Annotated in this window: 21 protein-coding genes; 11 read left to right on the top strand and 10 right to left on the bottom strand. The window is 68.3% G+C overall.

Annotated elements, in window-relative coordinates; translation table 11 throughout:
* Nucleotide 1 precedes the first annotated feature (1 nt).
* Nucleotides 2–1,768, top strand: a complete 1,767-nt coding sequence (locus tag MHN84_RS02865) for a GMC family oxidoreductase (RefSeq protein ID WP_241203108.1) — start codon at nt 2–4, stop codon at nt 1,766–1,768.
* Between the two features lie 29 nt (nt 1,769–1,797).
* Complete coding sequence (guaA, locus tag MHN84_RS02860; RefSeq protein WP_241203107.1) at nt 1,798–3,366, top strand: glutamine-hydrolyzing GMP synthase; 1,569 nt, start codon at nt 1,798–1,800, stop codon at nt 3,364–3,366.
* Between the two features lie 26 nt (nt 3,367–3,392).
* Here guaA and MHN84_RS02855 read toward each other — a convergent pair whose 3' ends face one another.
* Genes MHN84_RS02855 through MHN84_RS02835 form a run of 5 tightly spaced genes read right to left on the bottom strand, consistent with a single transcriptional unit; the run spans nt 3,393 to nt 8,542 of the window.
* A complete protein-coding gene (locus MHN84_RS02855) occupies nt 3,393–4,265 on the bottom strand; it encodes a MerR family transcriptional regulator (protein WP_241203106.1) in 873 nt (290 codons plus the stop codon).
* A gap of 11 nt (nt 4,266–4,276) precedes the next feature.
* Nucleotides 4,277–5,776, bottom strand: a complete 1,500-nt coding sequence (locus MHN84_RS02850; RefSeq protein WP_241203105.1) for an NAD(P)/FAD-dependent oxidoreductase — start codon at nt 5,774–5,776, stop codon at nt 4,277–4,279.
* A gap of 3 nt (nt 5,777–5,779) precedes the next feature.
* A complete protein-coding gene (locus MHN84_RS02845) occupies nt 5,780–6,709 on the bottom strand; it encodes a ferritin-like domain-containing protein (RefSeq protein WP_241203104.1) in 930 nt (309 codons plus the stop codon).
* Nucleotides 6,710–6,721: 12 nt separating this feature from the next.
* The gene (locus MHN84_RS02840; RefSeq protein WP_241203103.1) at nt 6,722–7,549 is read right to left on the bottom strand and encodes an SDR family NAD(P)-dependent oxidoreductase; all 828 of its coding nucleotides are present in this window, start codon (nt 7,547–7,549) and stop codon (nt 6,722–6,724) included.
* Nucleotides 7,550–8,542, bottom strand: a complete 993-nt coding sequence (locus MHN84_RS02835; RefSeq protein WP_241203102.1) for an alpha/beta hydrolase — start codon at nt 8,540–8,542, stop codon at nt 7,550–7,552.
* A gap of 139 nt (nt 8,543–8,681) precedes the next feature.
* Between MHN84_RS02835 and MHN84_RS02830 the strand changes: the two genes are divergently transcribed.
* The 3 genes from MHN84_RS02830 (at nt 8,682) to MHN84_RS02820 (ending at nt 11,467) form a co-directional block, all read left to right on the top strand.
* Nucleotides 8,682–9,380, top strand: coding sequence for a hypothetical protein (locus MHN84_RS02830; protein ID WP_255729754.1), 699 nt, complete (start codon nt 8,682–8,684; stop codon nt 9,378–9,380).
* The gene (locus tag MHN84_RS02825; protein ID WP_241203100.1) at nt 9,381–10,967 is read left to right on the top strand and encodes a DNA polymerase Y family protein; all 1,587 of its coding nucleotides are present in this window, start codon (nt 9,381–9,383) and stop codon (nt 10,965–10,967) included.
* Nucleotides 10,968–11,044: 77 nt separating this feature from the next.
* On the top strand, nt 11,045–11,467 hold the full coding sequence (locus MHN84_RS02820; protein WP_241203099.1) for an organic hydroperoxide resistance protein: 423 nt from the start codon (nt 11,045–11,047) through the stop codon (nt 11,465–11,467).
* Here the strand turns inward: MHN84_RS02820 and MHN84_RS02815 are convergent.
* Together MHN84_RS02815 and MHN84_RS02810 are read right to left on the bottom strand one after the other, a co-directional pair.
* Nucleotides 11,454–12,488: a nucleoside hydrolase gene (locus MHN84_RS02815; protein ID WP_374238298.1), complete on the bottom strand. Its 1,035-nt coding sequence runs from the start codon at nt 12,486–12,488 to the stop codon at nt 11,454–11,456. The genes MHN84_RS02820 and MHN84_RS02815 overlap by 14 nt on opposite strands.
* Entirely contained in the window at nt 12,485–14,473 is a 1,989-nt protein-coding gene (locus MHN84_RS02810) for an SDR family oxidoreductase (protein ID WP_241203098.1), read from the bottom strand. Before MHN84_RS02810 ends, MHN84_RS02815 begins: the two co-directional genes overlap by 4 nt.
* 88 nt (nt 14,474–14,561) lie before the next feature.
* Between MHN84_RS02810 and MHN84_RS02805 the strand changes: the two genes are divergently transcribed.
* A complete protein-coding gene (locus MHN84_RS02805) occupies nt 14,562–15,284 on the top strand; it encodes a GntR family transcriptional regulator (RefSeq protein WP_241203097.1) in 723 nt (240 codons plus the stop codon).
* Nucleotides 15,285–15,337: 53 nt separating this feature from the next.
* Nucleotides 15,338–16,894 carry an NCS1 family nucleobase:cation symporter-1 gene (locus MHN84_RS02800; protein WP_241203096.1) on the top strand — a complete coding sequence of 519 codons (1,557 nt, stop codon included), beginning with the start codon at nt 15,338–15,340 and terminating at the stop codon, nt 16,892–16,894.
* A gap of 1 nt (nt 16,895) precedes the next feature.
* Here MHN84_RS02800 and puuE read toward each other — a convergent pair whose 3' ends face one another.
* A complete protein-coding gene (gene puuE, locus MHN84_RS02795) occupies nt 16,896–17,807 on the bottom strand; it encodes an allantoinase PuuE (protein ID WP_241203095.1) in 912 nt (303 codons plus the stop codon).
* An 88-nt stretch (nt 17,808–17,895) separates the two neighbouring features.
* On the opposite strand from puuE, the gene MHN84_RS02790 reads away from it, so the two are divergent.
* The 4 genes from MHN84_RS02790 (at nt 17,896) to MHN84_RS02775 (ending at nt 24,072) form a co-directional block, all read left to right on the top strand.
* Nucleotides 17,896–18,762 (top strand): MaoC/PaaZ C-terminal domain-containing protein, encoded by an 867-nt coding sequence (locus tag MHN84_RS02790; protein WP_241203094.1) that lies wholly within the window; start codon nt 17,896–17,898, stop codon nt 18,760–18,762.
* 140 nt (nt 18,763–18,902) lie between these two features.
* Complete coding sequence (locus MHN84_RS02785; protein WP_241203093.1) at nt 18,903–20,057, top strand: diguanylate cyclase domain-containing protein; 1,155 nt, start codon at nt 18,903–18,905, stop codon at nt 20,055–20,057.
* A gap of 32 nt (nt 20,058–20,089) precedes the next feature.
* A complete protein-coding gene (locus MHN84_RS02780; RefSeq protein WP_241203092.1) occupies nt 20,090–23,395 on the top strand; it encodes an error-prone DNA polymerase in 3,306 nt (1,101 codons plus the stop codon).
* A gap of 14 nt (nt 23,396–23,409) precedes the next feature.
* The gene (locus MHN84_RS02775; protein ID WP_241203091.1) at nt 23,410–24,072 is read left to right on the top strand and encodes a nitroreductase family protein; all 663 of its coding nucleotides are present in this window, start codon (nt 23,410–23,412) and stop codon (nt 24,070–24,072) included.
* Nucleotide 24,073: 1 nt separating this feature from the next.
* Here MHN84_RS02775 and MHN84_RS02770 read toward each other — a convergent pair whose 3' ends face one another.
* On the bottom strand, nt 24,074–24,538 hold the full coding sequence (locus MHN84_RS02770; protein ID WP_241203090.1) for a tRNA (cytidine(34)-2'-O)-methyltransferase: 465 nt from the start codon (nt 24,536–24,538) through the stop codon (nt 24,074–24,076).
* A gap of 21 nt (nt 24,539–24,559) precedes the next feature.
* Nucleotides 24,560–24,712 (bottom strand): hypothetical protein, encoded by a 153-nt coding sequence (locus MHN84_RS02765; RefSeq protein WP_241203089.1) that lies wholly within the window; start codon nt 24,710–24,712, stop codon nt 24,560–24,562.
* Nucleotides 24,713–24,821 lie beyond the last annotated feature (109 nt).

Below are 24,821 nucleotides of genomic sequence, written 5' to 3'. Positions count from 1 at the left end.
CATGAAGCCTGACTACGACGTCGTGATCATCGGTTCGGGGTTCGGCGGCAGCGTGAGCGCGCTGCGACTTACCGAGAAGGGCTACAAGGTCCTGGTCCTCGAGGCGGGCAAGCGCTACGAGGATCCCGACTTCGCCAAGACGTCGTGGAACCTGCGCCGATTCCTGTGGGCTCCGCGCTTCGGCATGTTCGGTATCCAGCGCATCCACCTGCTCAACAACGTGATGATCCTCGCGGGTGCGGGGGTCGGCGGCGGCTCGCTGAACTACGCCAACACGCTGTACGTGCCGAGGGAGCCGTTCTTCAACGACCCGCAGTGGCGCGACATCACCGACTGGCGTTCCGAACTGCTGCCCCACTACGACCAGGCGCAGCGGATGCTCGGCGTCGTCACGAACCCGACGGTGACCGACGCCGACCGCATCATGCAGGAGGTCGCCGAGGACATGGGCTGCCGAGACACGTGGGTGCCGACGCCGGTAGGGGTCTTCTTCGGCCCCGACGGTGAGAAGCGGCCCGGTCAGCTCCTGCCCGATCCGTACTTCGGCGGCGCCGGGCCGGCGCGCACCGGCTGCATCGAGTGCGGGTCGTGCATGACGGGCTGCCGCTTCGGCGCCAAGAACACGCTGATCAAGAACTACCTCGGGCTGGCCGAGAAGGCCGGCGCACACATCGAGCCGATGACCACGGTCACCGACTTCAGCGAGCGCCCCGACGGCACATGGCAGGTCCGCACGGTGCGCACCGGCAGTTGGGTGCGGCGCACCCGTCGCACGTTCACCGCGAACCAGGTGGTCGTCGCCGCCGGCACCTACGGCACGCAGCGACTGCTGTTCAAGATGCGTGACACCGGCCGTCTGCCGAAGCTCTCGGATCGCCTCGGCATGCTCACCCGCACCAACTCCGAGTCGATCGTCGGGGCCGGCCGGTTGCGGGTCGCCGACGACTTGAATCTGACCCACGGGGTGGCGATCACGTCGTCGATCCACCCGACCTCCGACACCCACGTCGAGCCGTGCCGGTACGGCAAGGGGTCCAACGCCATGGGTCTGCTGCAGACCCTGATGACCGACGGGGCCGGACCGGAGGGCACCGACGTGCCGCGCTGGAAGCAGCTGGTCCGCACCGCCCGCGAGGATCCGAGAGGCACGCTGCGCCTGCTCAATCCCCGCCGGTGGAGCGAGCGCACCATGATCGCGCTGGTCATGCAGAACCTCGACAACTCGATCACGACGTTCACCAAGCGCACCCGGTTCGGCTTCCACCGCTACCTCAGCAAGCAGGGCCACGGCGAGCCCAACCCGTCGTGGATTCCCGTCGGCAACGAGGTGACGCGGCGCATCGCCAAGAAGATCGACGGTGTCGCCGGCGGCACGTGGGGCGAGCTGTTCAACATTCCCCTCACCGCGCACTTCCTCGGCGGTGCGGTGATCGGGGACAGCCCCGAGCACGGGGTCATCGACCCCTACCACCGGGTGTGGAACTACCCGACGCTGTCGGTGGTCGACGGTGCGGCGATCTCGGCGAATCTCGGTGTGAACCCGTCGCTGTCGATCACCGCGCAGGCCGAACGCGCGGCCTCGCTGTGGCCGAACAAGGGCGAGCAGGATCTGCGGCCCGCCCAGGGTGAGCCGTACCGGCAGCTGGCTCCGATCGAGCCCGCGCATCCGGTGGTCCCCGCAGGCGCACCCGCCGCTCTGGACTGGGGCGTGAGTGCCGAGACCGTCAATCGGCGCGACCCCACCACCGCGGAAGCGCAGGGCGCCTGACCCTGGAAGCACCCCACTAGACTGTTCGGGTGGATTCTGCTGCTCCCCGCCCGGTACTGGTCGTCGACTTCGGCGCCCAGTACGCCCAGCTCATCGCACGGCGGGTGCGGGAGGCGCGGGTGTTCTCCGAAGTCATCCCGCACACCACGACCGTCGACGAGATCAAAGCGCGCAACCCGCGCGCAGTCGTGCTCTCCGGCGGACCGGCCAGCGTCTACTCCGACGGTGCACCGCAGCTCGACCCGGCGCTGTTCGACCTCGACATCCCGGTCTTCGGCATCTGCTACGGCTTCCAGGCGATGGCGCAAGCGCTCGGTGGCACGGTCGCGCACACCGGGACCAGTGAATTCGGCCGCACCGAGCTCAATGTGGTGGGCGGAGAGCTGCATTCGGATCTGCCCGCGAGGCAGCCGGTCTGGATGAGCCACGGTGACGCGGTCACCGAGGCTCCGGCCGGGTTCGACGTCGTGGCCACCAGTTCGGGCGCCCCGGTCGCGGCGTTCGAGAACCGGGCGCGCGGATTGGCGGGCGTGCAGTACCACCCGGAGGTCATGCACAGTCCGCACGGCCAGCAGGTACTCAGCCGGTTCCTGCACGAGTTCGCCGGCATCGACGCGACGTGGACGCCGGCCAACATCGCCGACGCGCTCGTCGAGCAGGTCCGCACCCAGATCGGCGACGGACGGGCCATCTGCGGGCTGTCCGGCGGAGTGGATTCCGCGGTCGCGGCGGCCCTCGTGCAACGCGCCATCGGCGACCGGCTGACGTGTGTGTTCGTCGATCACGGATTGCTGCGCGCCGGCGAGCGCGCCCAGGTGCAGCGCGACTTCGTGGCCGCCACCGGCGCGAACCTCGTCACCGTCGACGTGGCCGACCGATTCCTGGAAGCGCTGTCGGGAGTGACGAACCCCGAGGGCAAGCGCAAGATCATCGGCCGTGAGTTCATCCGGGCGTTCGAGGGCGCTGTGCGCGACGCGCTGGAGAGCCCGAAGGGCTCGGATGTCACTGTCGAATTCCTGGTCCAGGGCACGCTGTATCCCGACGTCGTCGAATCGGGCGGCGGCACCGGCACCGCGAACATCAAGAGCCATCACAATGTCGGCGGCCTGCCGGGAGATCTCAAGTTCAAGCTCGTCGAACCGCTGCGGTTGCTGTTCAAGGACGAGGTCCGCGCGGTTGGCCGCGAACTCGGCCTGCCCGAGGACATCGTTGCGCGCCAACCTTTTCCGGGGCCCGGGCTGGGTATCCGGATCGTCGGCGAGGTCACCGCGGACCGGCTGGACACGCTGCGCCGCGCCGACGCGATCGCCCGCGAGGAGCTGACCTCGGCCGGCCTGGATCACCAGATCTGGCAGTGCCCGGTGGTGCTGCTCGCCGACGTGCGCTCGGTCGGCGTGCAAGGCGACGGCCGCACCTACGGGCACCCGATCGTGCTGCGCCCGGTGTCGAGCGAGGACGCGATGACCGCGGACTGGACCCGCGTGCCCTACGAGGTGCTGGAACGGATCTCGACCCGCATCACCAACGAAGTTCGCGAAGTGAATCGGGTCGTCCTGGACATCACCAGCAAGCCGCCGGGCACCATCGAGTGGGAGTGACGGTCGGTCCGGCTTCCGACACTTGATCAGTCGCCGGAGGCACTTTTCTCGATGAGATCGCCGAGCATCGTCGCGACTGTGGTCTCCACCGCGGACTCGATCGAAAACGCCAGTGTCGCACTGACGGCACCCACGGCCTGGGTGCGGAACCGCACCAGCGTGGTGATGAGTTCGGCGACCTTGACGTCGTCGGGCATCGCGGCGCCCGGATTGATCTTGTCGACGACCTCCTCGAGGCCGGCCTGCACGAGGATCGCGCTGATCTGGTCCAGCAGCGGGCTCACCTGTTCGTGGATGTCGACGAGCTTGTCGTACGCCACGCCGTAGCGGTGGATCTCGGTGAACGCCGCGACCAGCGTGGGCCGCACCACCGTGGCGTGCTCACCGTCGACGCGGATGATGTCGAGCGAGACCATGCGATCGAACGCGGCATCGTCGCCGATGGTCTCCCGAGCCTCGGCGAGTGCCATCCGCTGCGGCTTCTCGGTGGCCCAGCTGCCCGCGATCGCCGACTCCAACCCGAGCATGTCGCCGATGTCCTTGCCCTGCTCCCATGTCGAGAGCATCTCGTTGACGTGGGCCAGGTTGTAGCCGCGGTCGAGCAGAGACGTGATCAGCCGCAGCCGGGTGAGGTGGGTGTCGTTGTACAGCGCGATCCGGCCGACCCGCAACGGCGGGTGCAGCAATCCGCGATCCCGGTAGACACGGACGTTGCGGGTCGTCGTCCCACCCAGGCGGGCCAATTCGTCGATGCGGTATTCACCGGATTCCGTGACACCGTGCGGTTGCACTGCGGCGTCGAACAACTGGGACACCGCGGCCTCGACGACGTCGCGGGAACCGCGGCGGATCCGTCGCAGGATCGTCGGGATCGGTCCACCGGACCTGGGCTGGGACATCGCGGTCGCGGTCAGGCGGTGGAGGGCACGGCGCGTACTCGCGCGCCGTGTGCCACCGCGGCGTAGTCGTCGAACCGGAATTGGCGCATCTGTCGAAGATACTGTGTCGCCAGTCCCGGGTACATCGACGCGTTGAAGCCGTCGGCGGTCAGATACCAGCTGCGGCATCCCGACATCCACGTCGTGTTGGCCAACCGCCGCTGGATGCCGGCGTTGTAGCGGCGCTGCACATCGGCGCGCACGTCGAGGTAGCGCAGGTTCTGCTTCAGGATCGTGGTGATGCCGGCAACCGCGTAATCGATCTGCCCTTCGATGTAGACGAGCAGAGAGTTGTGGCCGGGCCCGGAGTTCGGGCCGGTCATCAGGAACAGGTTGGGATAGCCGTGCACGCTGGTGCTCTTGTGCGCCTCGGCGTGTGCAGCCCAGTCCTGCTGAAGTGATCGACCTCCGAGGCCGGTGACGGGAAAGGGCGGTCCGGACAGGTGGACGTCGTAACCGGTGGCGAACACGATCGCGTCGAGGTGGTGTTCGATGCCGTCGCTGGTGCGGATCCCGACCGGGCTCAACGTCGCGATCGGCCAGTCGATGAGCTTGCAGTTCTCCCGTTGCAATGCGGTGTAGTAGTCGTTGGAGATCAGCATCCGCTTGCACCCGGGGGTGAAGTCCGGCGTGAGCTGGCGGCGCAGCCACGCATCCTTGACCCGCAGGCGCAGGTGTGCGCGACCCAGTACCGACACCAACCCGGTCAGCGGGGTGTTCCACACCAGCGCGGCGGCGCACGCCTCGTGCCCCCAGAACAATGCTTGGCGCGTCAGCTCCTGTGCGGCAGGTACTTTGGCGAACAGCTGTTGGATCGAATCGGGGATGCCGACATCGGGGCGGGGCAGTACCCAGCCGGGAGTGCGCTGGAACACCTTGACGAAGGCGGCGTCCTTGGCCAGTTCGGGAACGAGCTGCACGGCGCTGGCGCCCGTGCCGATCACGCCGATCCGCTTACCGGTGACCTCGAAACCGTGATCCCACGAGGCGCTGTGGATCTTGGTGCCCGTGTACGTCTCGATCCCCCGGATGTCGGGCAGGCTGTGATCGGCCAGCGGGCCCGAGGCCAGCACGACGGTTCGCGCTCGGATCTTCCTGCGGCCGTCGACCGTTGCCGTCCACACCCCGGTGTCCTCGGCGAAGCTCAGGCCGGTCACCTCGGTGCCGAATCGGATCAACCGGCGCAGACCGTGCTGATCGGTGAGAGCTTCGATGTGATCGCGGATCTCGCCGCCGGAGGGGTACATGCGTGACCAGGCCGGGTTACGGGCGAACGAGAACGAATACAACATGGTGGGGATGTCGCAGGCCACCCCGGGGTAGGTGTTGTCCCTCCAGGTCCCGCCGACCTCGTCGGCGCGTTCGACGATGGCGATGTCCTCGACACCTGCCTGCCGTAGTTTGATGGCCGCGCCCAGCCCCGTGAAGCCGGCGCCGACGATCAGGGTGTCGTGTACGCGTGTCAGGGCCATGGGTCAGGCCGCCGGCTCGTGGGTGAGCTCTTTGAACCAGGAGGGGATGGGCCGCAGCAGCATCTTGGGGTAGTAGTCGGATGCCCACACCATGGGGTTGGCGAGCCAGTGGTAGGGATTGCGCGGATTGATGACGGCGCGCCCGTGATACTTGAGCAGTTGGTATGTCGGTACCCGCCAGGTCTTTTCGCCGCGTTCGCCGAGGGTCTGGAAGCGCTTCATGGCGTTGTAGAGCTTCTCGGGCTGCAGACCCATCTCGATGATGTTGTTACGCATCCGGTTGAGCAGCGGGACGTACAGCATCATGCCCATGATGAGGCCAGGCGAGGCGATGTTGCCGACGAACTGTACGAGCAGATGGCGCAGATCACCGTGGCCGATCATGTCGAGAACTGCGAAATCGACGGCGATATGCCGGGATTCGTCGTTGTTGATCTTCTCGAACACCTGGTGGCAGACGGGGTCGTGCACTTCTTCGAGGAGGAACTTGAGCAGCGCCCCGTCGAGGGCCACCTCGAGCATCGGGATGACGGTGCCCAGGATCGACAGCGACATGTCGTCGGAGTAGGTGTCGAGCCAGTCGATGGCCAGCCGGATGTTGACATTCGGTTCCGGCATCTCCCCGTCGTCGAGCATGCCCCACCGCTTCATCAGCGCCAGTTCGGCATTGGCGTGGCGCTGCTCCTCGGCGTGGAAGTACCGGTAGATCTCGGCGATGGTCGGGGTGGGAGCCTTCTTGGCCAGCGCGGCGAACCCGCGGGCTCCGACGTTCTCGATCCAGCACAGGTCGGCCATGAAGGCCTTGAGCTTGGGCCGCATCTCGTCGGTGATCGTCTCGGCGCCCGGTGCGTCCCAGTCGATGTCGGCCAGTGCCCACTGCCGGTCCTTGATCTTGGCCAGCATGGCGTCCATGTCCATCGTGGCTTGTGCCATCGGTGTCTCCTCCTAGGTGGTGACGCGGGTGATCAGACCGGCGGCGCGGGTGTACACCGTCGGGGTGAAACGCTTGATGCCCCAGCCGATCCGGGCCTCTGGTTGGGGCATGCAGTACAGGCCGCCGCGGTCGAGGGTGTCCAGGCACATGCGGGCGACACGGTCGGGCGAGAAGCCGATCCAGCGCATGAGGTTGTCGGCGAGATGGGTGGATGTCTCGGATATCCGGCCCGCGCTGACGATATTGGTCTTGACGAACGTGGGGCACAGTGCCGTCACGGTGATGCCGGTGCCGGCGAGTTCGGCCGACAGCGTCTCCGACAGCGACAGTGTGCCCGCCTTGCTCACGTTGTAGGCGGCCATCCCCGGCGCGGCGCCGAAAGCGGCTGCGGAGGCGACGTTGACGATGCCTGCCGGGCGGCCGGCGTCGCGCAGGATCGGCGCGAACACGTGGCAGCCGTGGATCGGACCCCACAGGTTCACGCCGAGCACCCACCTCCAGTCGGCGAGGTCGATCTCGCCGATCGGGGCGCCGCCGGCACCGACGCCGGCGTTGTTGATGACGACGGTGGGTGCGCCGCCGAAGAACGAGTGCGCCGCGTCGGCGAGGCGGTGCACGTCGTCGACGTCGGTCACGTCGCACCGGAGCGCCGATGCGTCGGTTCCGGTGCTGCGCAGCAACTCGGCCGTGGCGGTGGCGGCGTCGAGATCGATGTCGCTGCACAGCACCCGGCCGCCGCGACGAGCCAGCTCGGTGGCGAACGCGGCGCCGATGCCGCTGCCCGCGCCGGTGATCACCGCGTCGGCGCGATGACTGCGTTTGGTGCCGAAGAAGCCCATCTACCCGGCCTGTTCGATCACGGGCTCGGCGAGGACGTCTGCGATGAAGCCGGCCACGTCGCGCATTGCGGGCACCGCTTCGGGAGTCAGCCGTGGCAGGGCCTGGAAGACGTGGACCTGGTCGGGCCAGATCTGCAGATGCGCCTCGCCGCCGGCGGCCCGCAGCCCGTCGGCGAGCGCGATGGCATCGGCGGCAAGCATTTCGGCGCCGCCGGTCTGGATCAGGGCAGGTGGCAGCGTTCGTCCCCCGGCGACATCGAGTGTCAGCCGGGGATGGGTGGGTTCGATTCCCCGGCAGTACAACTCGACCAGTCGAGCGGCGTCACGGGAGCGGATCGCGGGGTCGGGGCGGCTGCGTTCCCGCGACCGGGCCAACGCGAACGTGAGATCCAGCAGCGGCGACATCAACACCATGCCCGCGGGGTGGCGGATGTCGGACTGGAGCAGGAGGTCGGTGATGAGGTGGCCGCCGGCGGAATCGCCGGCGATCACCATGCGTTCGGGCGCGATGCCCTCCTCACCGGTGAGCCATTCCCAGCCCCGGCGGACATCGTCTGCGGCGGTGGGGAATCGGTGCCGCGGTGCCAGCCGGTAGTCGATGCTGAAGACGCCCATTCCGGTCAGCCGGGAGAGCCAGGACACCAGTCGGCGGTGCGTGCGGGTGGAGCAGAGCGCGAAACCGCTGCCGTGGACGAAGTAGATCGCCCGGGTGGTGTCGCGCGGAACGCCTCGGCCCCAGACCCATTCGCCGACCACACGTTCGCCGTCGGAGGTGCGGACGTCGACGGGTTCTGTCCGGGTGCCGGCCAGTGAGGGCCCGAACGTGTCCATCAGGCGGGCGACGATCTGCCGGGAGGTCCACAGCCCCCATGGCTGATCGGGCGGGAGGACCAGGCTGAGCTGACGCAGGGTGAGGCCGGCGAGTGCGGCGGCGCGGCGGGAACGGTGGGAGCCGCGGTGGGGTAGTTCGGCGGTGAGCACGGTTGGATACAACGCCCAATGATGACATTTGTCAATGACACTATTTTGCGATGGCACGGTCGCGGTGCGGATGACTGGTTGACGATGTCGGAGGGCGGGTGTTTACTGGCGGAGTCGAACAAACATTCGAACATCGGGTGAGGCGGATGATATGCACGGTGCAGTTGTGACAGGGGTGAAGGCGGTGAGTCGATGCCCTGTCACCCGTGCTGAGCAGCTGGAACAGCTCCGTCGGCAGATGGCGTCGGTGTCGGGGAAGGTGGGAGGCAGTCGTCGGCCCGCGCCCGTGGCGGCAGTCCCGGTGGAGACATCGCAGCCCACAGATTCTTTGCTGGAAGTGTCGGATCTGGGGTCACTGCCACGCGGAACCGTGGCAGTGATGTCGGGGGCGCGGTCGCTGGAGTTGAAGATCGTCGCTGCCGTGACGGCCGAGGGGGGTCATGTCGCGATCATCGGCCAACCGGACGTGGGGCTGCTTGCGGCGGTGGAGATGGGGGCGGATCTGAGCCGGATCGCCGTGATCCCGGAACCGGGGGCGGATCCGGTCGAGGTGGCCGCGGTCCTGATGGACGGGATGGATCTGGTGGTGCTCGGCCTGGGCGGTCGGTCGGTGCCGCCGTCCCGGGCCAGGGCAGTGGTGGCTCGTGCACGCCAGCGGGGATGCACGCTGCTCGTCACCGACGGCACCTGGCAGGGCGCCTCCACTCGGCTGGAGGCCACGGTGAGCGGGTTCGACATCGCCGGTCCGGGCGGTGGGGCCCCCATGCCGGGCTGCGGGCGGATCAGCCGGGTGCATCTGGCGATGCGTGCCCGGGGGCGGTTGGCCGGGCCGCGTGTGGTGAACGGTTAGATGGCCGCCTCCCGATCGTCGGGCAGGGTGCTGGCGCTCTGGTGCATGGACTGGCCGGCGGTCGCGGCTGCGACGGCGGCCGGTCTTCCACCGACGGTGCCGGTCGCGGTCACTCTCGCCAACCGGGTGGTGGCGTGCTCGGCGGCGGCGCGGGCTGCGGGGGTGCGCCGCGGGATACGACGACGGGAATCGCAGGCCCGGTGCCCGGATCTGCATGTCGTCACTGCCGATCCGGCGCGCGATGCCCGGCATTTCGAACGGGTGACCGTGGCCGTCGACGAGCTCGTGCCCCGTGCTGAGGTGTTGCGGCCGGGCCTGCTGGCGCTGTCGGTGCGCGGGGCCGCCCGGTATTTCGGGTCGGAGCAGGTGACGGCCGAACGGCTGGTCGACGCAGTGGCGGCGGTCGGTGCCGAGTGTCAGGTCGGCATCGCCGATCAGCTGCCCACTGCCGTGTTCGCGGCCAGAGCGGGACGGATCATCGACCCGGGGGCGGATGCGGAGTTCCTGTCGGGGTTGTCCGTCAAGGCGCTGGCCACCGAACCCAGCCTGGCCTCCGGCACGCGAGCAGAACTCGTGGATCTTCTGTGGCGCATGGGAATTCGGACGATAGGACAATTCGCCGAGGTGTCCCGCAGCGATGTGGCGTCCCGCTTCGGAGCCGACGCGGTGGTCGCCCACCAGCTGGCGCGCGGTGAGCCCGGCCGGGGGCCATCGGGGCGCGAGCCCGATCGGGAACTCGACGTCGAGATGGACTGCGATCCGCCCATCGAGCGGGTGGATGCAGCGGCCTTCGCCGGGCGGGCGCTGGCCGGCCGGCTGCATCGCAGCCTCGAGGCGGCGGGAGTGGGCTGTACCCGACTGGCGATCCATGCGGTGACCGCGAACGGTGGCGAGCTCGAACGGGTCTGGCGATGCGCCGAGCCGCTCACCGAAGACGCCACCGCCGACCGGGTGCGGTGGCAGCTCGACGGATGGCTCAACCGCCGGCGGGAGCAGGACCGTCCCGGGGCGCCGATCACGATGCTGCGGCTGCGCCCGGTGGAGGTGGTCTCGGCCGAGGCGCTGCAGCTCCCGCTGTGGGGTGGGATCGGGGAGGAGGATCGGCTCCGTGCGCGTCGGGCGCTGGTGCGGGTGCAGGGGTTGCTCGGGCCCGATGCGGTGAAGGTCCCGGTCCTCAGCGGCGGACGGGGCCCCGCCGAGCGGATCACCCTCACCCCGCTCGGCGACGAGCTCGTCCCCCGGGCCGATCCCCGGCAGCCGTGGCCCGGGCAGCTTCCCGAGCCCTCGCCGTCGGTGCTGCTCGACGACCCGGTGGAATTGCTCGACGAGCACGGCGATCCGGTCCGGGTCACCTCGCGGGGATTGTTCTCCACCGATCCGGCCCGCCTGGCCGCGCCCGGCCGGTCCGGTCGGCTGTCCTGGTGGACCGGACCGTGGCCGGTCGACGAACGGTGGTGGGACACCGCGGCGGCCGGCGGCGGCCGCACCGCGCGCGCCCAGGTCCTGCTCAACGGTGGTGATCGGCAGGAGGCGCTGCTTCTCTGCTACCGGCAGCGCAGGTGGTACCTGGAAGGGAGATACGAGTAACACAATATTGATTGCACACAACTCAATTGCGTCCTATTGTTCAGGTGCATGCCCTGTTCACTCTGAAAGGACGACACGTGAAGACGCTCTACACCGCAGAGGCCCTCGCCACCGGGGAAGGCCGCGACGGCCACGGCCGGTCCTCAGATGGTCGGCTCGACTTCGATTTGGCCATTCCCACGGAGATGGGCGGCAGCGGCAACGGCACCAACCCCGAGCAGCTCTTCGCCGTCGGCTACGCGGCGTGCTTCCACTCCGCGCTGCGCCTGGTTGCCCGCCAGGACAAGGTCGACGTCTCGGATTCGGCGGTGGGCGCCCGGGTGTCGATCGGTCAGCTCGACAACGGCGGATTCGGCCTGGCGGTCGAACTCGAAGTCACGCTGCCCAACGTCGACGCCGAGACCGCCCGCCAGGTGACCGAGAAGGCCCACCAGGTGTGCCCGTACTCCAATGCCACGCGTGGCAACATCGACGTGAAGCTCACCGTTACCGACGACTGAGCGTCCGCGCGAACGCCCCCACCCGCTCGATGAAGTGGTCGAAGAACGCCGCCGGATCGACGTCGATGCCGATCAGGGCGTTGGGTTCGCGGCCCCAGTGGCCGCTCCAGTCGGCGATCGTCATACCGCGCGTCAGAGTTCCGGCGAGCTCGACATCGACGGGGGCAGTTCGGTAGGTCACCAGACCGGGGTCCAACGCCACTGCCGCGGCCAGCGGATCGTGCAGGTGGGCCAGGTACCCCTCACCCTGATCGTGGTGGAATTCGAAGTAGAACCGCATCGCGTCTTCGAGCACCCGGATCACGGGGTTCTCGGCCGTCGAGGCGGTGCCGCGCGGGTCGTGCACCGACATCGCTCGCGACGGCGCGCCCGCGGCCTCGGCGAGCCGGCTGAGCAACTCCGGGGTCATCGCAATGTTCTCGGTGACGTTGAGCCCCAACACGATCGGCAGATTGTCCGCACCGTCCCAGGCTGCGAACACCTCGGCCGCCGACTCCGGGTCGACGCTGGTGTTCCACTCCGCGACCGGGGTGGTGTTCCCGCGATAGTCGAACGAACCGCCCATGATGACCAGTCGGCGCAGCAGTTTCGGCAGCTCCGGCTCCGCGCGTACGGCCAGCGCGAGATTGGTGAGCGGTCCGGTGGCCAACCCGATCAGCTCGCCCGGACGGGCGTGCGCGGCCCGCACCCAGGCCTGCGCGGCGTCGTGGTCGGTGAGGCTCGCCGTGGGGGCAGGTAGCTGCGCATAGCCCAGTCCTTGCGGGCCGTGGGTGTCCTCGGCGGTGCGCAACGGCGTCGCCAGCGGCGCATCCGCACCCTTGGACACCGGAACCCCTGTGATGCCGCACAATTCGAGAAGGCCGAGGTTGTTCTGGCATACCTGTTGCACACCGACGTTCCCCGCGGTCGAAGCGATACCCACCACCTCTGCCTCGGCACTGCCGAACAGGTACACCAGCGCCATCGCGTCGTCGACGCCGGTGTCGACGTCGCAGAAGACCGGCAGACGTGCTGCCTTCACCAGTGCACGCCGGGCACCAGTCGCACCGCCTGCTTGACCGGACGCGGCACGCGCACCGACGGCACCGTGCGCCGCGGCCGCCGGGAACGAGGGGCCACGGCAGGCCGGTGCTCGGCGACACCGCGGGCGGCAGGCGAATCCGGATAGCCCAGATACAGCTGGTGCAACACCCGCCGCGAGAGCCGAGGCGTGAAATACGTACCGATATCGGAGAGCGTGCCGACCGGCGTGTCGATACGCGGCGGCTTGTCGACCAGCCCGCGGATGACCATGGCGGCCGCGTGTTCGGCGGTGATCGGAGGCATCGGGTTGAGCCTACGCGACGGCGCGATCATCGGGGTGGCGACAAGGGGCATGTGGATGTTGGTGAACGTGATGTGATCCGAAAGGGTCTCGGTGCCAACGACTTCGGAGAACGCATCCAACGCCGCCTTGCTGGGGATGTAGGCGCTGTACTTCGGGTTGCCCGCCTGCACGCCGGCGCTGGAGACGTTGACGACGTGACCGAACTGCCGCTCGCGCCAGTGGGGGAGAAGGGCGAGCACCATCCGCACCGGGCCGAAGTAGTTGACCGCCATCACGCGTTCGTAATCGTGCAACCTGTCCGTCGATGCGATCACCGAGCGCCGGATCGATCGCCCGGCGTTGTTGACCAGGTAGTCGACGTGCCCGAACCGCTCGAGGATGTCGGCGACGGTGTGCTCGACGGCCGCCGAGTCGGTGACGTCGCAGCAGAACGCGTGGGCAGCTCCGCCGGCGGCGCGGATCTCGGCCACCACCTCGTCGAGTGCGTCGGCGTTGCGGCCCAACGCGAACACGCACGCGCCCCGGGCGGCCACCGCGATCGCCGAGGCTCGGCCGATCCCGCTCGAGGCGCCGGTGATGATGACGTGCCGGCCGACCAACGGATCGTCGCGTCGCGCCCGGTTCGGGTCCAGATGCTGCGCCCAGTAGCGCCACAGCCGCGGCGCGTAGTCGGCGAACTCGGGCACGGTGATTCCGGTGTCGCGCAACGCCTCGTCGGTGTGCGCACGGGTGAAGGTCGGTTCCAGTTCGACCACGTCCAGGACCTCGGCGGGCACACCGACCTGGGTGGCGGCCATGTCCCGCACCACTTTTGCGCGACCGCGGACATGGAGGACCGGGTTGGCCACACTCCGCGGCAGCGACCCCACGAGCCGGGGCAGACCGGCCGCCGGCGCGACACCCCGGTAGATGCCGCGCAGCCCGGTCGTCGTCGGGGCGGTCAGGTGGAAGGTCTGGCCGTCCCGGCCGTCGAGGTGGCTCAGCGCCGTGATCGCGTCGACCACGTAGTCGACGGGGACGAGGTTCGTGCGGCCGGCGGCGGGCAGCATCATCGGGGTGAACCGGGGCAACGCGGCCAGGGCGGCCAGGATCGGGAAGAAGTAGTACGGACCGTCGACCTTGTCCATCTCACCCGTCCGCGAATCGCCGACGACCACCGCGGGCCGGTAGATCCGGTGGCGCAGTCCGGTGGCCGACCGAACCAGCACTTCGGCCTCGAACTTGGTCTGGTGATACGGCGTCGGCAGCCGCTGGCCGACGTCGAGATCGTCCTCGGTGAACTCGCCCCGGAACGTGCCCGCGACGGCGATGGAGGAGACATGGTGCAGCGTCGCGTCGAGGCGGCGGGCCAGCGCGATGACCGACCGGGTGCCCTCGACGTTGGCGGCGCGCTGCAGTTCCTCCGGTGCGGTGATGTCGTAGAGCGCAGCACAGTGCATGACGTGGTAGATGCGGCCCAGCCGCGCGAGTTCCGCGTCGCCGAGACCGAGCGCCGGTGCGGTCAGGTCGCCGACCAGCGGCGATACGCGCTGGTCCCAACCTTCGGCCAGGTGCGCGAACCTGTTCAGGGATTGACCGCGCACCAGAACGTGCACCGCCTCGGTGCCGGGGCGGGCCAGCAGCCGGTCCACGAGATGACGTCCCAAGAATCCGGTACCGCCGGTAACGACATAGCGCATGGGGGACATGCTCACCTGCCCGCCGAGAAACGTCAACACCCGTTTCCCGGTTAGCACGGCCGAAACATCGACCCCCTAGTGTTCGGTGATGCCGTCCCGTCGACGGTCCGCCCTGCTCGACAAACTCGTCGTCGAGAAGCCCGGCCGGCCCCAGCACGCGATCCTCGACGAGCTGCGCCGCGTCATCCTCTACTGCGCGGTGCCGCCGGGAAGCCCCATTCCGCTCGCCGAGGTCGCCGACCTTTTCGGCGTGAGCCAGATCCCGGTGCGCGAAGCACTCAAGACCCTGATCGGTGAGGGGTTGGTGTCGCACCGCAGTAACGCCGGATATGCGGTCGCGCAGCTGACCCGCCAGGAACTGCGCGAAATGTACATCGTCCGAGAGACATTGGAGTCGGCGTCGCTGGCGGCGGCGATCGCCAACGCCACCGACGCCGATCGCGCCGCGGTCACCGCCGCCAACGACGTCCTGCACGACGCGCTGCGCGCCGACGACCCGGCGGCCTACCACAGGCGCAGCCGCGAGTTCCACCTCGCGCTCGCCCGGCCGTCGCGGATGTACCGACTGCTGCACATGCTCGAATCCGCCTGGAACGTCACCGAACCTGTGCAGTCGATGGTGCACGTGCGGGCAGCAGATCGAGCCGATCTGCACGCCGACCACTGCCAGATGGTGCGCGCGTTCCTCGCCGGCGACGTGGAGGAGCTGCTCACCGCGTCCGAGACGCACTCCCAACGCCTGAACGCCCTGATCGCCACGCTTCCCGCCGGCACCGGCCTGCTCGCAGCGGATATATCTTCCCCGCAATAGCGGGGTGTTTCGGCGGAAACACCGCCGCAACACATCCTGGTTACCGTCCGGCCATGACCGATATCGACTCTTCGCAGACCGTCAAGGATCTCCCGCCCGGCACGGTCGTCGGCGCAGGTGACGTCGTCGAAGCATCGGGTCACCCCGTCGGGGGTGGCGTCATCAAGCCCGGTTACGACCCCCGGTTGACGAACGAGGATCTGGCGCCGCTGGGCAAGCAGACCTGGTCGTCCTACAACATCTTCGCGTTCTGGATGTCCGATGTGCACAGCGTCGGCGGATACGTCACCGCGGGCAGTCTGTTCGCGCTCGGGCTGGCCAGCTGGCAGGTGCTCGTCGCGCTGCTGATCGGCATCGTGATCGTCAACGTGTTCTGCAACATGGTGGCCAAGCCGAGCCAGGCCACCGGGGTGCCGTATCCGGTGATCTGCCGCAGCGTGTTCGGTGTGCTGGGCGCCAACATCCCGGCGATCATCCGCGGGCTGATCGCGGTGGCCTGGTACGGCATCCAGACGTATCTGGCCTCGGCGGCCCTGGATGTGGTTCTGCTGAAACTGTTTCCGGGCCTCGCCCCGTACGCGGACGTCGACACGCACGGGTTCCTCGGGTTGCCGCTGCTGGGCTGGGGCAGCTTCATCCTGCTCTGGGTGCTGCAAGCCTGCGTGTTCTGGCGGGGCATGGAAGCGATCCGGCGGTTCATCGACTTCTGCGGCCCCGCCGTGTACGTCGTGATGTTCCTGCTGTGCGGGTACCTGATCTACAAGGCGGGCTGGGGTGCGATCGACCTCAACCTCGGTGACGTCACCTACACGGGCCTCGATTCGGTGCCGGTCATGCTCGGCGCCATCGCCCTGGTCGTCTCCTATTTCTCCGGGCCGATGCTCAACTTCGGCGACTTCTCCCGCTACGGCAAGTCTTTCGCCGCGGTCAAGCGCGGCAACTTCCTCGGCCTGCCCGTCAACTTCCTGCTGTTCTCGCTGCTGGTGGTCGTCACCGCGTCGCTGACCGTCCCGGTGTTCGGCGAACTGATCACCGATCCTGTCGCGACCGTCGCGCGCATCGACTCGACATTCGCGATCGTGTTGGGCGCGTTGACGTTCACGATCGCGACCATCGGCATCAACATCGTGGCCAACTTCATCTCCCCGGCGTTCGACTTCTCCAACGTCAGCCCGCAGCGGATCAGCTGGCGCGCCGGTGGCATGATCGCCGCGGTGGGATCGGTCCTGATCACACCGTGGAACCTGTACAACAACCCCGAGGTCATCCACTACACGCTCGAGACGCTCGGCGCGTTCATCGGCCCGCTGTTCGGTGTGCTGATCGCGCACTACTACCTGGTGCACAAGCAGAAGGTCGACATCGACGCGATGTTCACCCTCGACGAGCACGGAACCTACTGGTACACCCGCGGTTACAACCCGGCGGCGGTCATCGCGACTGTGGTCGCCGCCGTGGTGGCGGTGGTCCCGGTGCTGCTGGGCGGCTCTGTGGTCGGCATGTACACCGCGGCGCAGTACAGCTGGTTCATTGGATGTGGCATCGGGTTCGGCCTCTACTACGTGCTGGCCACCCGGACGGCGCGGTTCGCCGTCGCACCGATCGGGTGATCTACCGCCGCGGCGGATGCCTCTGGCGCCAGTGCTCGGCGATCTCGATGCGCCGGGCCAGCCACACCCGCTCATGGGACTGCACATGGTCGAGGAATCGCTCGACGGACCGGCTGCGGGCGGGCCTGCCTGCCAGCCGACAGTGCAGTCCGACCGACAGCATCTTGGGCCGTCCGGCGAGACCCTCGGCGTAGAGCACGTCGAAGGCGTCCCGCAGATGGGCAAAGAATTCCTCGCCGTTGGAAAAGCCTGCGGGAGAAGCGAACCGCATGTCATTGGTGTCCAGCGTATAGGGCACCACGAGATGGTCGGTGTCGTGGACGCGGACCCAGTAGGGCAGATCGTCGGCGTAGGAGTCGGAATCGTAGGTGAAGCCGCCGTGCTCCACGACGAGCGCACGGGTGCGGGGCGAGTCGCGTCCGGTGTACCACCCCTGCGGTGGCGCTCCCGTCAGCTCTTGCAGGATCTGAACCGCCTCGGCCATGTGCCGGCGTTCGACGTCTTCGGGAATGTGTTGATAGGAGATCCATCTCAGGCCGTGGCAGGCGATCTCGTGGCCCAGTTCGGTGAACGCGCTCACGGCGTCCGGGTTGCGTTGCAGGGCGCGGGCGACGGCGAAGATCGTCAACGGGATGCCCCTGCACGAGAACACGTCGAGCAGCCGCCACAGCCCGGCACGCGAGCCGTACTCGTAGAGCGACTCCATGCTCATGTGCCGGTCGCCGAACGCCTCGGCAGGCGTCATCTCCGACAGGAACGTCTCCGAGGCCGGATCGTCGTCGAGCACCGAATTCTCGGCACCCTCCTCGTAATTGAGGACGAACTGCACGGCGATCGCGGCGCCGCCCGGCCACTGCGGGTCAGGCGGGGTGCGGCCGTAGCCGACCATGTCACGGGGATAGCTCTCGGCCATCGGATCATCGTCACAGAAGACGCACTCCCGGGCGCGCCGAAGACGAAAGGCTTGCCAAGGCGCACCGCGATGGCATAGGCAATGACTCATGCCCATCGATCCGAACGCCGTTGGCGTCACCACCCCGCCGCAGACCTACCGGTGGAAGGACCGCGACACGCTGCTCTATGCGCTCGGCGTCGGAGCGGGTACGGCTGATCTGGCGTTCACCACCGAGAACAGCCACGACATCGCGCAGCAGGTGCTGCCCACCTACGCGGTCATCGCATGCTCTCCGTTCGCCGCGGCCGGGGCAATCGGATCGTTCGACTTCTCCAAGCTGCTGCACGGCTCGCAGAGCATCCGCCTGTTCGCGCCGCTGCCGGCCGCCGGCGAGCTCAGCGTCGTCAACGAGGTCGCCGACATTCAGGACAAGGGTGAGGGCAAGAATGCCATCGTCATGCTCAAGGCCACCGGCAGCGATCCGGAGACCGGCGACGCGGTCGCGGAGACGTTGACCACGCTGGTGATCCGTGGTGCCGGCGGCTTCGGCGGTCAGCCCGGAACGCGGCCGGCCGCGCCGGAGATCCCGGATCGCGCGCCCGATGCCACGGTCGTTCTGCCGACCCGGGAGGACCAGGCGCTGCTGTATCGGCTCTCTGGTGACCGCAACCCGCTTCACAGCGATCCGTGGTTTGCTGGATTGGCCGGTTTCCCGAAACCGATCCTGCACGGACTGTGCACCTATGGGGTTGCCGGACGCGCGCTCGTCGCCGAACTGGGGGCCGGTGACGCCACCCGCGTCACGGCGATCTCGGCGCGGTTCACCTCTCCGGTGTTCCCCGGCGACACGCTGTCGACGTCGATTTGGCGCTCTGGCGCGGGCCGCGCGGTCTTCCGCACCGAGGCGGCCGGTCCGGATGGATCCAACGCCCGGCTGGTGCTCGAGGACGGGGACGCGGAGTTCCTGGACTGATACAGGCTGACACGGTGTGACACTTCTCCCGGTCATTTCTGTGGGCAACTATTTGCTGCGCTGGTAATCTTCGCCTGTGGGTGGGGGTTGTGACCTGAGCCGCAACGGGGCTCGATACGGGGACGGACATGCTTGACCGTTTGCGTGTTTCACGGCTCGGCGGTATCGGCGCTGCGCTGTGGGGTGCCGATCACTTCTACTGGTTTACTGCGATCCTCGCCGCCCGGGGCATGCAGACCGCCACCTGCCGGCTGATCGCCCTCTGCATCGCCTCTCTCGGCATCCTCCCTCTCGGACTTCTCGCCAGCCCGGCGGGCCCTCAGACGTCGGCCGGGGAGACCGCCACCGTGGTCATCGCGGTCAGCTGTTTCGCGCTGTCCATGCTGTGGCTGCGGGCGCACTGGCCCTCGCGTGCGCAGTCGCTGCTGTGCGTGCTGGTGGCGTCGGTGGCCATCGGGGTGTCAGTGCTCATCCAGACCAATCCGGTGGTCGGGCTGACCGGGGCGGCCAACTACGCGGTGCTGACGGCGTTCGTGGTGAGCTTCCACACGCCGCGCCTGCTGGCGATGGTCTGGTCGGTGGGCGCGGTGACGCTCGGTGTACTGATCATCCACGTGGGCGCGAGCGATCCGGCGCTGGCCGTGTGCGCGGCCGGGATCATCGTGTTGCTCAACGTGTTCGTCGCGTTCGCCTGCCGGGCGATGCTCGTGCTGATCCAGCCCGACACCCACCACGGCGACATCGAGCAGCTGACCGGATTACTGCACCGGGATGCGTTCTATCAGGCGGTGGCGACGCTGCTCGCGTCGCGCAGCCGCAGCGACGACCGGTACCTGGTGGTCGTCGCGGTCAACATCGACAGCTTCTCGCTGCTGCTGGGCCTGAGTGGGGCCAGCGGGGGCATCCGGGCCCGGGTGGCGGTCGGACAGGCACTGCGCGAGACCGTCCGACACAACGCGAGCGTCGCGCATGTCTCCGACCACGACTTCCTCATCGCCGACACGTTCACCACCGCCGACGCCTCTCCGCTGGTCGAGCGGGTCCGCGGCGCGATCGCCGCGACGCCGCAGCGGCTCACAGCCAGCATCGGCGTGGTCTGCACACCGCTGCCGCCGCTCGCGGCCGAGCCTCCCGACGACGTGCTGGACAAGCTGATCGCGATCGCCAACCAGGCGATCGAACAGGCCAGGATGGCCGGCGGAAACCAGGTCCGCTACGTGCTGCGACCGACGCTGGACGAAGAGCCGGACGACAACGGTGACGAGCCGCATCCCGGCAACGGCAGGATCGCCTGACGCCTCGAACGCGTGTTCGATAGACTGGCCGGGTGGGTTGGCACAACGGTCCGCCGGGCTGGGGCGAGATGGAGCGCGTCCTCACCGGCAAGCCGCGCCGCGCCGGCTGGCCCATCGACCAGCAGGTCGGCGACGGCGGAGACAGCCCGGCGTGGTCGCGTAAGCGGGGGGAGTACCAGCCACCGGACGCGCCCACCCGTCCGCGCTCGGCCCCGCATTCGTCGATACCGTATGCCGAACTGCACACCCACTCCGCCTACAGCTTCCTCGACGGCGCGAGCACGCCGGAAGAACTCGTGGAGGAGGCCGCCCGGCTGGGTCTGCGGGCCATCGGGCTGACCGACCACGACGGGCTCTACGGCGTGGTCCGATTTGCCGAGGCGGCGAGGGAACTCGACATGGCAACTGTCTTCGGCGCCGAATTGTCCCTCGGGGGAGGAAGCCGCACCGACGATCCCGATCCGCCGGGGCCGCACCTGCTGGTGCTGGCGCGGGGGCCGGAGGGATACCGGCGGTTGTCCCGCGAGCTGGCCGCCGCTCACCTGGCCGGCGGGGAGAAGGGCGTGCTGCGCTACGACTACGACGCGCTGACCGACGCCGCGGGCGGGCACTGGCAGATCCTCACCGGCTGCCGAAAAGGACATGTGCGCCGAGCGCTGGCCGCCGGCGGCCCGGACGCCGCGGCCGCCGCGCTCGCCGATCTGGTCGACCGGTTCGGCCGTGACCGGGTCACCGTCGAACTCACCCACCACGGGCATCCCCACGACGACGAACGCAACGCCGCCCTGGCCGCGCTGGCGCCGCGCTTCGGTGTCGGTGTCGTCGCCACCACCGGTGCACATTTCGCCGAGCCGGGGCGGGGCAGGCTCGCGATGGCGATGGGGGCGATCCGGGCCCGGCACTCGATGGACGAAGCCGCGGGGTATCTGGCTCCGCTGGGTGGTGCCCATCTGCGCTCGGGGGAGGAGATGGCACGGGTGTTCGCTCACTGCCCCGAAGTGGTCAGTGCCGCAGCCGAACTCGGTGAGCAGTGTGCGTTCGGCCTGGCGCTCATCGCACCACAGTTGCCGCCCTTCGACGTGCCGGCCGGCCACACCGAGAACAGCTGGTTGCGGCACCTGGTGATGCAGGGTGCGCGGGAGCGCTACGGCCCGCCAGATCGGTCGCCGCGGGCCTACGCCCAGATCGAGCACGAACTGCGGATCATCGAACAGCTGAACTTCCCGGGGTACTTCCTCGTGGTCCACGACATCACCCGGTTCTGCCGGGAGAACGGCATCCTCTCCCAGGGCCGCGGGTCGGCGGCCAATTCGGCGGTCTGCTACGCGTTGAAGGTCACCAATGTCGATCCGGTGGCGAATGATCTGCTCTTCGAACGCTTTCTCTCACCGGCCCGCGACGGGCCACCCGACATCGACATCGACATCGAGTCCGATCTGCGCGAGGAGGCCATCCAGTACGTCTACCGGCGCTACGGCCGCGAGTACGCCGCGCAGGTCGCCAACGTGATCACCTATCGCGGACGCAGCGCCGTCCGTGACATGGCTCGTGCGCTCGGCTTCTCCCAGGGTCAGCAGGATGCGTGGAGCAAGCAGCTCAGCCAGTGGGGCAACCTGGCCGACGTCGCCCACGTGGAGGGTATCCCCGGGCAGGTCATCGATCTGGCGCAGCAGATCTCGAATCTGCCGCGGCACATGGGGATTCACTCCGGCGGCATGGTGATCTGTGATCGGCCCATCGCCGATGTGTGTCCGGTGGAGTGGGCCCGCATGGAGAACCGCAGCGTCCTGCAGTGGGACAAAGACGACTGCGCGGCCATCGGTCTGGTCAAGTTCGACATGCTGGGGCTCGGCATGCTCTCGGCGCTGCACTACTGCATCGACCTGGTCAGCGAGCACAAGGGCATCGACGTGGACCTGGCGACGCTGGATCTGTCCGAGGCCGCGGTCTACGAGATGCTGCAGCGCGCCGACTCCGTCGGGGTGTTCCAGGTGGAATCGCGCGCGCAGATGGCCACTCTGCCCCGGTTGAAACCTCGGGTGTTCTACGACCTGGTGGTCGAGGTGGCGCTGATCCGGCCCGGCCCGATCCAGGGCGGGTCGGTGCACCCGTACATCAAGCGGCGCAACGGTGAAGAAGAGGTCACCTACGACCACCCGTCGATGGAGTCGGCCCTGCGAAAGACATTGGGAGTGCCGCTGTTCCAGGAGCAGCTCATGCAGCTGGCCGTGGACTGTGCGGGCTTCTCGGCCGCCGAGGCCGATCAGCTGCGCCGCGCCATGGGCTCGAAACGCTCGACAGAGAAGATGCGGCGGCTGCGGGGTCGGTTCTTCGACGGAATGGCCGAACTGCACGGCATCACCGGGGACGTGGCGCAGCGGATCTACGAGAAGCTCGAGGCGTTCGCGAATTTCGGCTTCCCCGAGAGCCATTCGCTGAGTTTCGCCTCACTGGTGTTCTACTCGTCGTGGTTCAAGCTGCACCATCCGGCGGCGTTCTGCGCCGCGCTGCTGCGTGCGCAGCCGATGGGCTTCTACTCGCCGCAGTCCCTGGTCGCCGATGCCCGTCGCCACGGCGTGGTGGTGCACGGCCCGGACGTCAACGCCAGCCTCGCCCACGCCACGCTGGAGAACGCGGGGACCGAGGTGCGCCTTGGGCTCGGGGCCGTCCGGCACATCGGCGACGACCTGGCGCAGCGACTGGTCGAGGAGCGGGCCCGCGGACCGTTCACCTCACTGCTCGACCTGACCGGGCGCGTGCAGCTCAGCGTGCCGCAGACCGAGGCGCTGGCCACCGCCGGTGCGCTGGGCTGTTTCGGCATCACCCGGCGGGAAGGGTTGTGGGCTGCCGGGGCGGCCGCCGCCGAACGTCCCGACCGGTTACCCGGGGTGGGTTCGTCGTCGCATGTCCCGTCACTGCCCGGGATGACGGAGCTGGAGCTGACCGCCGCCGATGTGTGGGCGACAGGGGTGTCGCCCGATCGGTATCCGACCGAGTTCCTGCGCGAGGATCTGGCTGCGATGGGAGTCGTGCCGGCCGATCAGCTGCTGTCGGTGCCCGACGGCACCCGCGTGCTGGTCGCCGGTGCGGTGACTCATCGGCAGCGGCCGGCGACGGCGCAGGGGGTGACGTTCGTCAATCTCGAGGACGAGACCGGGATGGTCAACGTGCTGTGCATGCCGGCGGTGTGGGCGCGGCACCGCCGGTTGGCCCAGACCGCGGCGGCGCTGGTGGTGCGGGGCATCGTGCAGAACGCCACCGGCGCAGTGACGGTGGTGGCCGACCGGATGGGCCCGCTGAGCTTGAAGGTGGCGTCCAAATCCCGCGACTTCCGCTGAGTATTCTCGGCACAGTGACATCTCATGGGACGAACCCGACGCTCAACCTGTCCGCCGATGACGTTCTGACCACGACCCGCTCGGTGCGAAAGCGCCTCGATTTCGACAAGCCGGTGCCCCGCGAGGTGCTGATGGAGTGCCTCGACATCGCCCTGCAGGCGCCGACGGGCAGCAACAGCCAGGGTTGGCAGTGGGTCTTCGTGACCGACCCCGACAAGAAGCTCGCGCTCGCCGAGATCTACCGCACCAACGCCACGCCGTACCTGAACGCCGAGAAGCCCACCTACGGCGACGAGCGTGACGAGCGGGCGCCGAAGGTGATGGACTCCGCGAGCTACCTCAACGACAACCTCGAGAAGGCTCCGGTCATGTTGATCCCGTGCCTGGAGGGCAAGCCGCGCGACACCGTCTCGGGTGCCAGCGCGGGCTACTGGGGATCGCTGCTGCCCGCGGTGTGGAGTTTCATGCTGGCGCTGCGTTCGCGGGGACTCGGCTCGGCGTGGACCACGCTGCATCTTCTCGGTGACGGGGAGCGTCAGGCCGCCGAGCTGCTCGGCATCCCGTTCGACTCCTACAGCCAGGCCGGGCTCTTCCCGATCGCCTACACCAAGGGCACTGACTTCAAGAAGGCCAAGCGGCTGCCCGCCGAGCAGCTCACCCACTGGGACACGTGGTGACTCACACGCTGCCCGCGAAGTCGTGCTGACGCCACGCTTCGTAGACGGCGACGGCGGCGGCGTTGGACAGGTTCAGTGACCGCCGCCCGGACAGCATCGGGATGCGCACCCGGGCGGTGACGTGCGGGTCGGCCAACGTCTCGGCGTCCAGCCCGGTTGGCTCCGGCCCGAACAGCAGCACGTCGCCGGGTTGATAGGCGATGTCGGCGAACGACGCGTCGGCATGGGCGGTGAAAGCGAAGACCCGCGCCGGCATGACGGCCGACCACGCCGACTCCAGATCGGCGTGCACGGTCACCGACGCCAGATCGTGGTAGTCGAGCCCCGCGCGACGGAGCTTGGGCTCGGACAGGTCGAAGCCCAGCGGCTCGACCAGATGCAGTTCACACCCGCTGCCCGCGACCATGCGAATCGCGTTGCCGGTATTGGGCGCGATACGCGGCGAGTAGAACATCACCCGAAACACCCTTGGCAGGGTAAACGGGTGTCAGTCCAGACAGGTCTCGTAGCTCGCGATCGAGATCAGGCCGGCGAGAGTGTCGGTGTCGACCATCTCGCTGCTCATCGCTCGCATCAGGGGTGAATCGCCGATCTCGGACGCATCGGCGAGTAGTGCCATCTCCACGCCATTGTGGGTCATTGCTACTCCTCCAAAAGGGGTCACCATCGATTGTGCCTGCAGATCAGCGGTACTTCACCCTCTGACACGCAACGGGTCTGAAACGAAATCGCAACGCCCACAACAGACT

Source organism: Mycobacterium sp. PSTR-4-N, assembly GCF_022348085.1.
Classification (GTDB): Bacteria; Actinomycetota; Actinomycetes; order Mycobacteriales; family Mycobacteriaceae; genus Mycobacterium.
Note: the sequence above shows the minus strand (reverse complement) of the source record. Positions and strands in the feature narration are given on the sequence as shown.

What these genes read in the sequence shown, in the direction of transcription:
- MHN84_RS02865 (WP_241203108.1), top strand. Translation starts at nt 2, where the DNA reads ATGAAGCCTGACTACGACGTCGTGATCATCGGTTCGGGGTTCGGCGGC.
- MHN84_RS02855 (WP_241203106.1), bottom strand. Translation starts at nt 4,265, where the DNA reads ATGTCCCAGCCCAGGTCCGGTGGACCGATCCCGACGATCCTGCGACGG.
- MHN84_RS02845 (WP_241203104.1), bottom strand. Translation starts at nt 6,709, where the DNA reads ATGGCACAAGCCACGATGGACATGGACGCCATGCTGGCCAAGATCAAG.
- MHN84_RS02805 (WP_241203097.1), top strand. Translation starts at nt 14,562, where the DNA reads ATGCCGTCCCGTCGACGGTCCGCCCTGCTCGACAAACTCGTCGTCGAG.
- MHN84_RS02850 (WP_241203105.1), bottom strand. Translation starts at nt 5,776, where the DNA reads ATGGCCCTGACACGCGTACACGACACCCTGATCGTCGGCGCCGGCTTC.
- MHN84_RS02790 (WP_241203094.1), top strand. Translation starts at nt 17,896, where the DNA reads ATGCCCATCGATCCGAACGCCGTTGGCGTCACCACCCCGCCGCAGACC.
- MHN84_RS02840 (WP_241203103.1), bottom strand. Translation starts at nt 7,549, where the DNA reads ATGGGCTTCTTCGGCACCAAACGCAGTCATCGCGCCGACGCGGTGATC.
- MHN84_RS02765 (WP_241203089.1), bottom strand. Translation starts at nt 24,712, where the DNA reads ATGACCCACAATGGCGTGGAGATGGCACTACTCGCCGATGCGTCCGAG.
- MHN84_RS02830 (WP_255729754.1), top strand. Translation starts at nt 8,682, where the DNA reads ATGCACGGTGCAGTTGTGACAGGGGTGAAGGCGGTGAGTCGATGCCCT.
- puuE (WP_241203095.1), bottom strand. Translation starts at nt 17,807, where the DNA reads ATGGCCGAGAGCTATCCCCGTGACATGGTCGGCTACGGCCGCACCCCG.
- MHN84_RS02825 (WP_241203100.1), top strand. Translation starts at nt 9,381, where the DNA reads ATGGCCGCCTCCCGATCGTCGGGCAGGGTGCTGGCGCTCTGGTGCATG.
- MHN84_RS02800 (WP_241203096.1), top strand. Translation starts at nt 15,338, where the DNA reads ATGACCGATATCGACTCTTCGCAGACCGTCAAGGATCTCCCGCCCGGC.
- MHN84_RS02810 (WP_241203098.1), bottom strand. Translation starts at nt 14,473, where the DNA reads ATGCGCTATGTCGTTACCGGCGGTACCGGATTCTTGGGACGTCATCTC.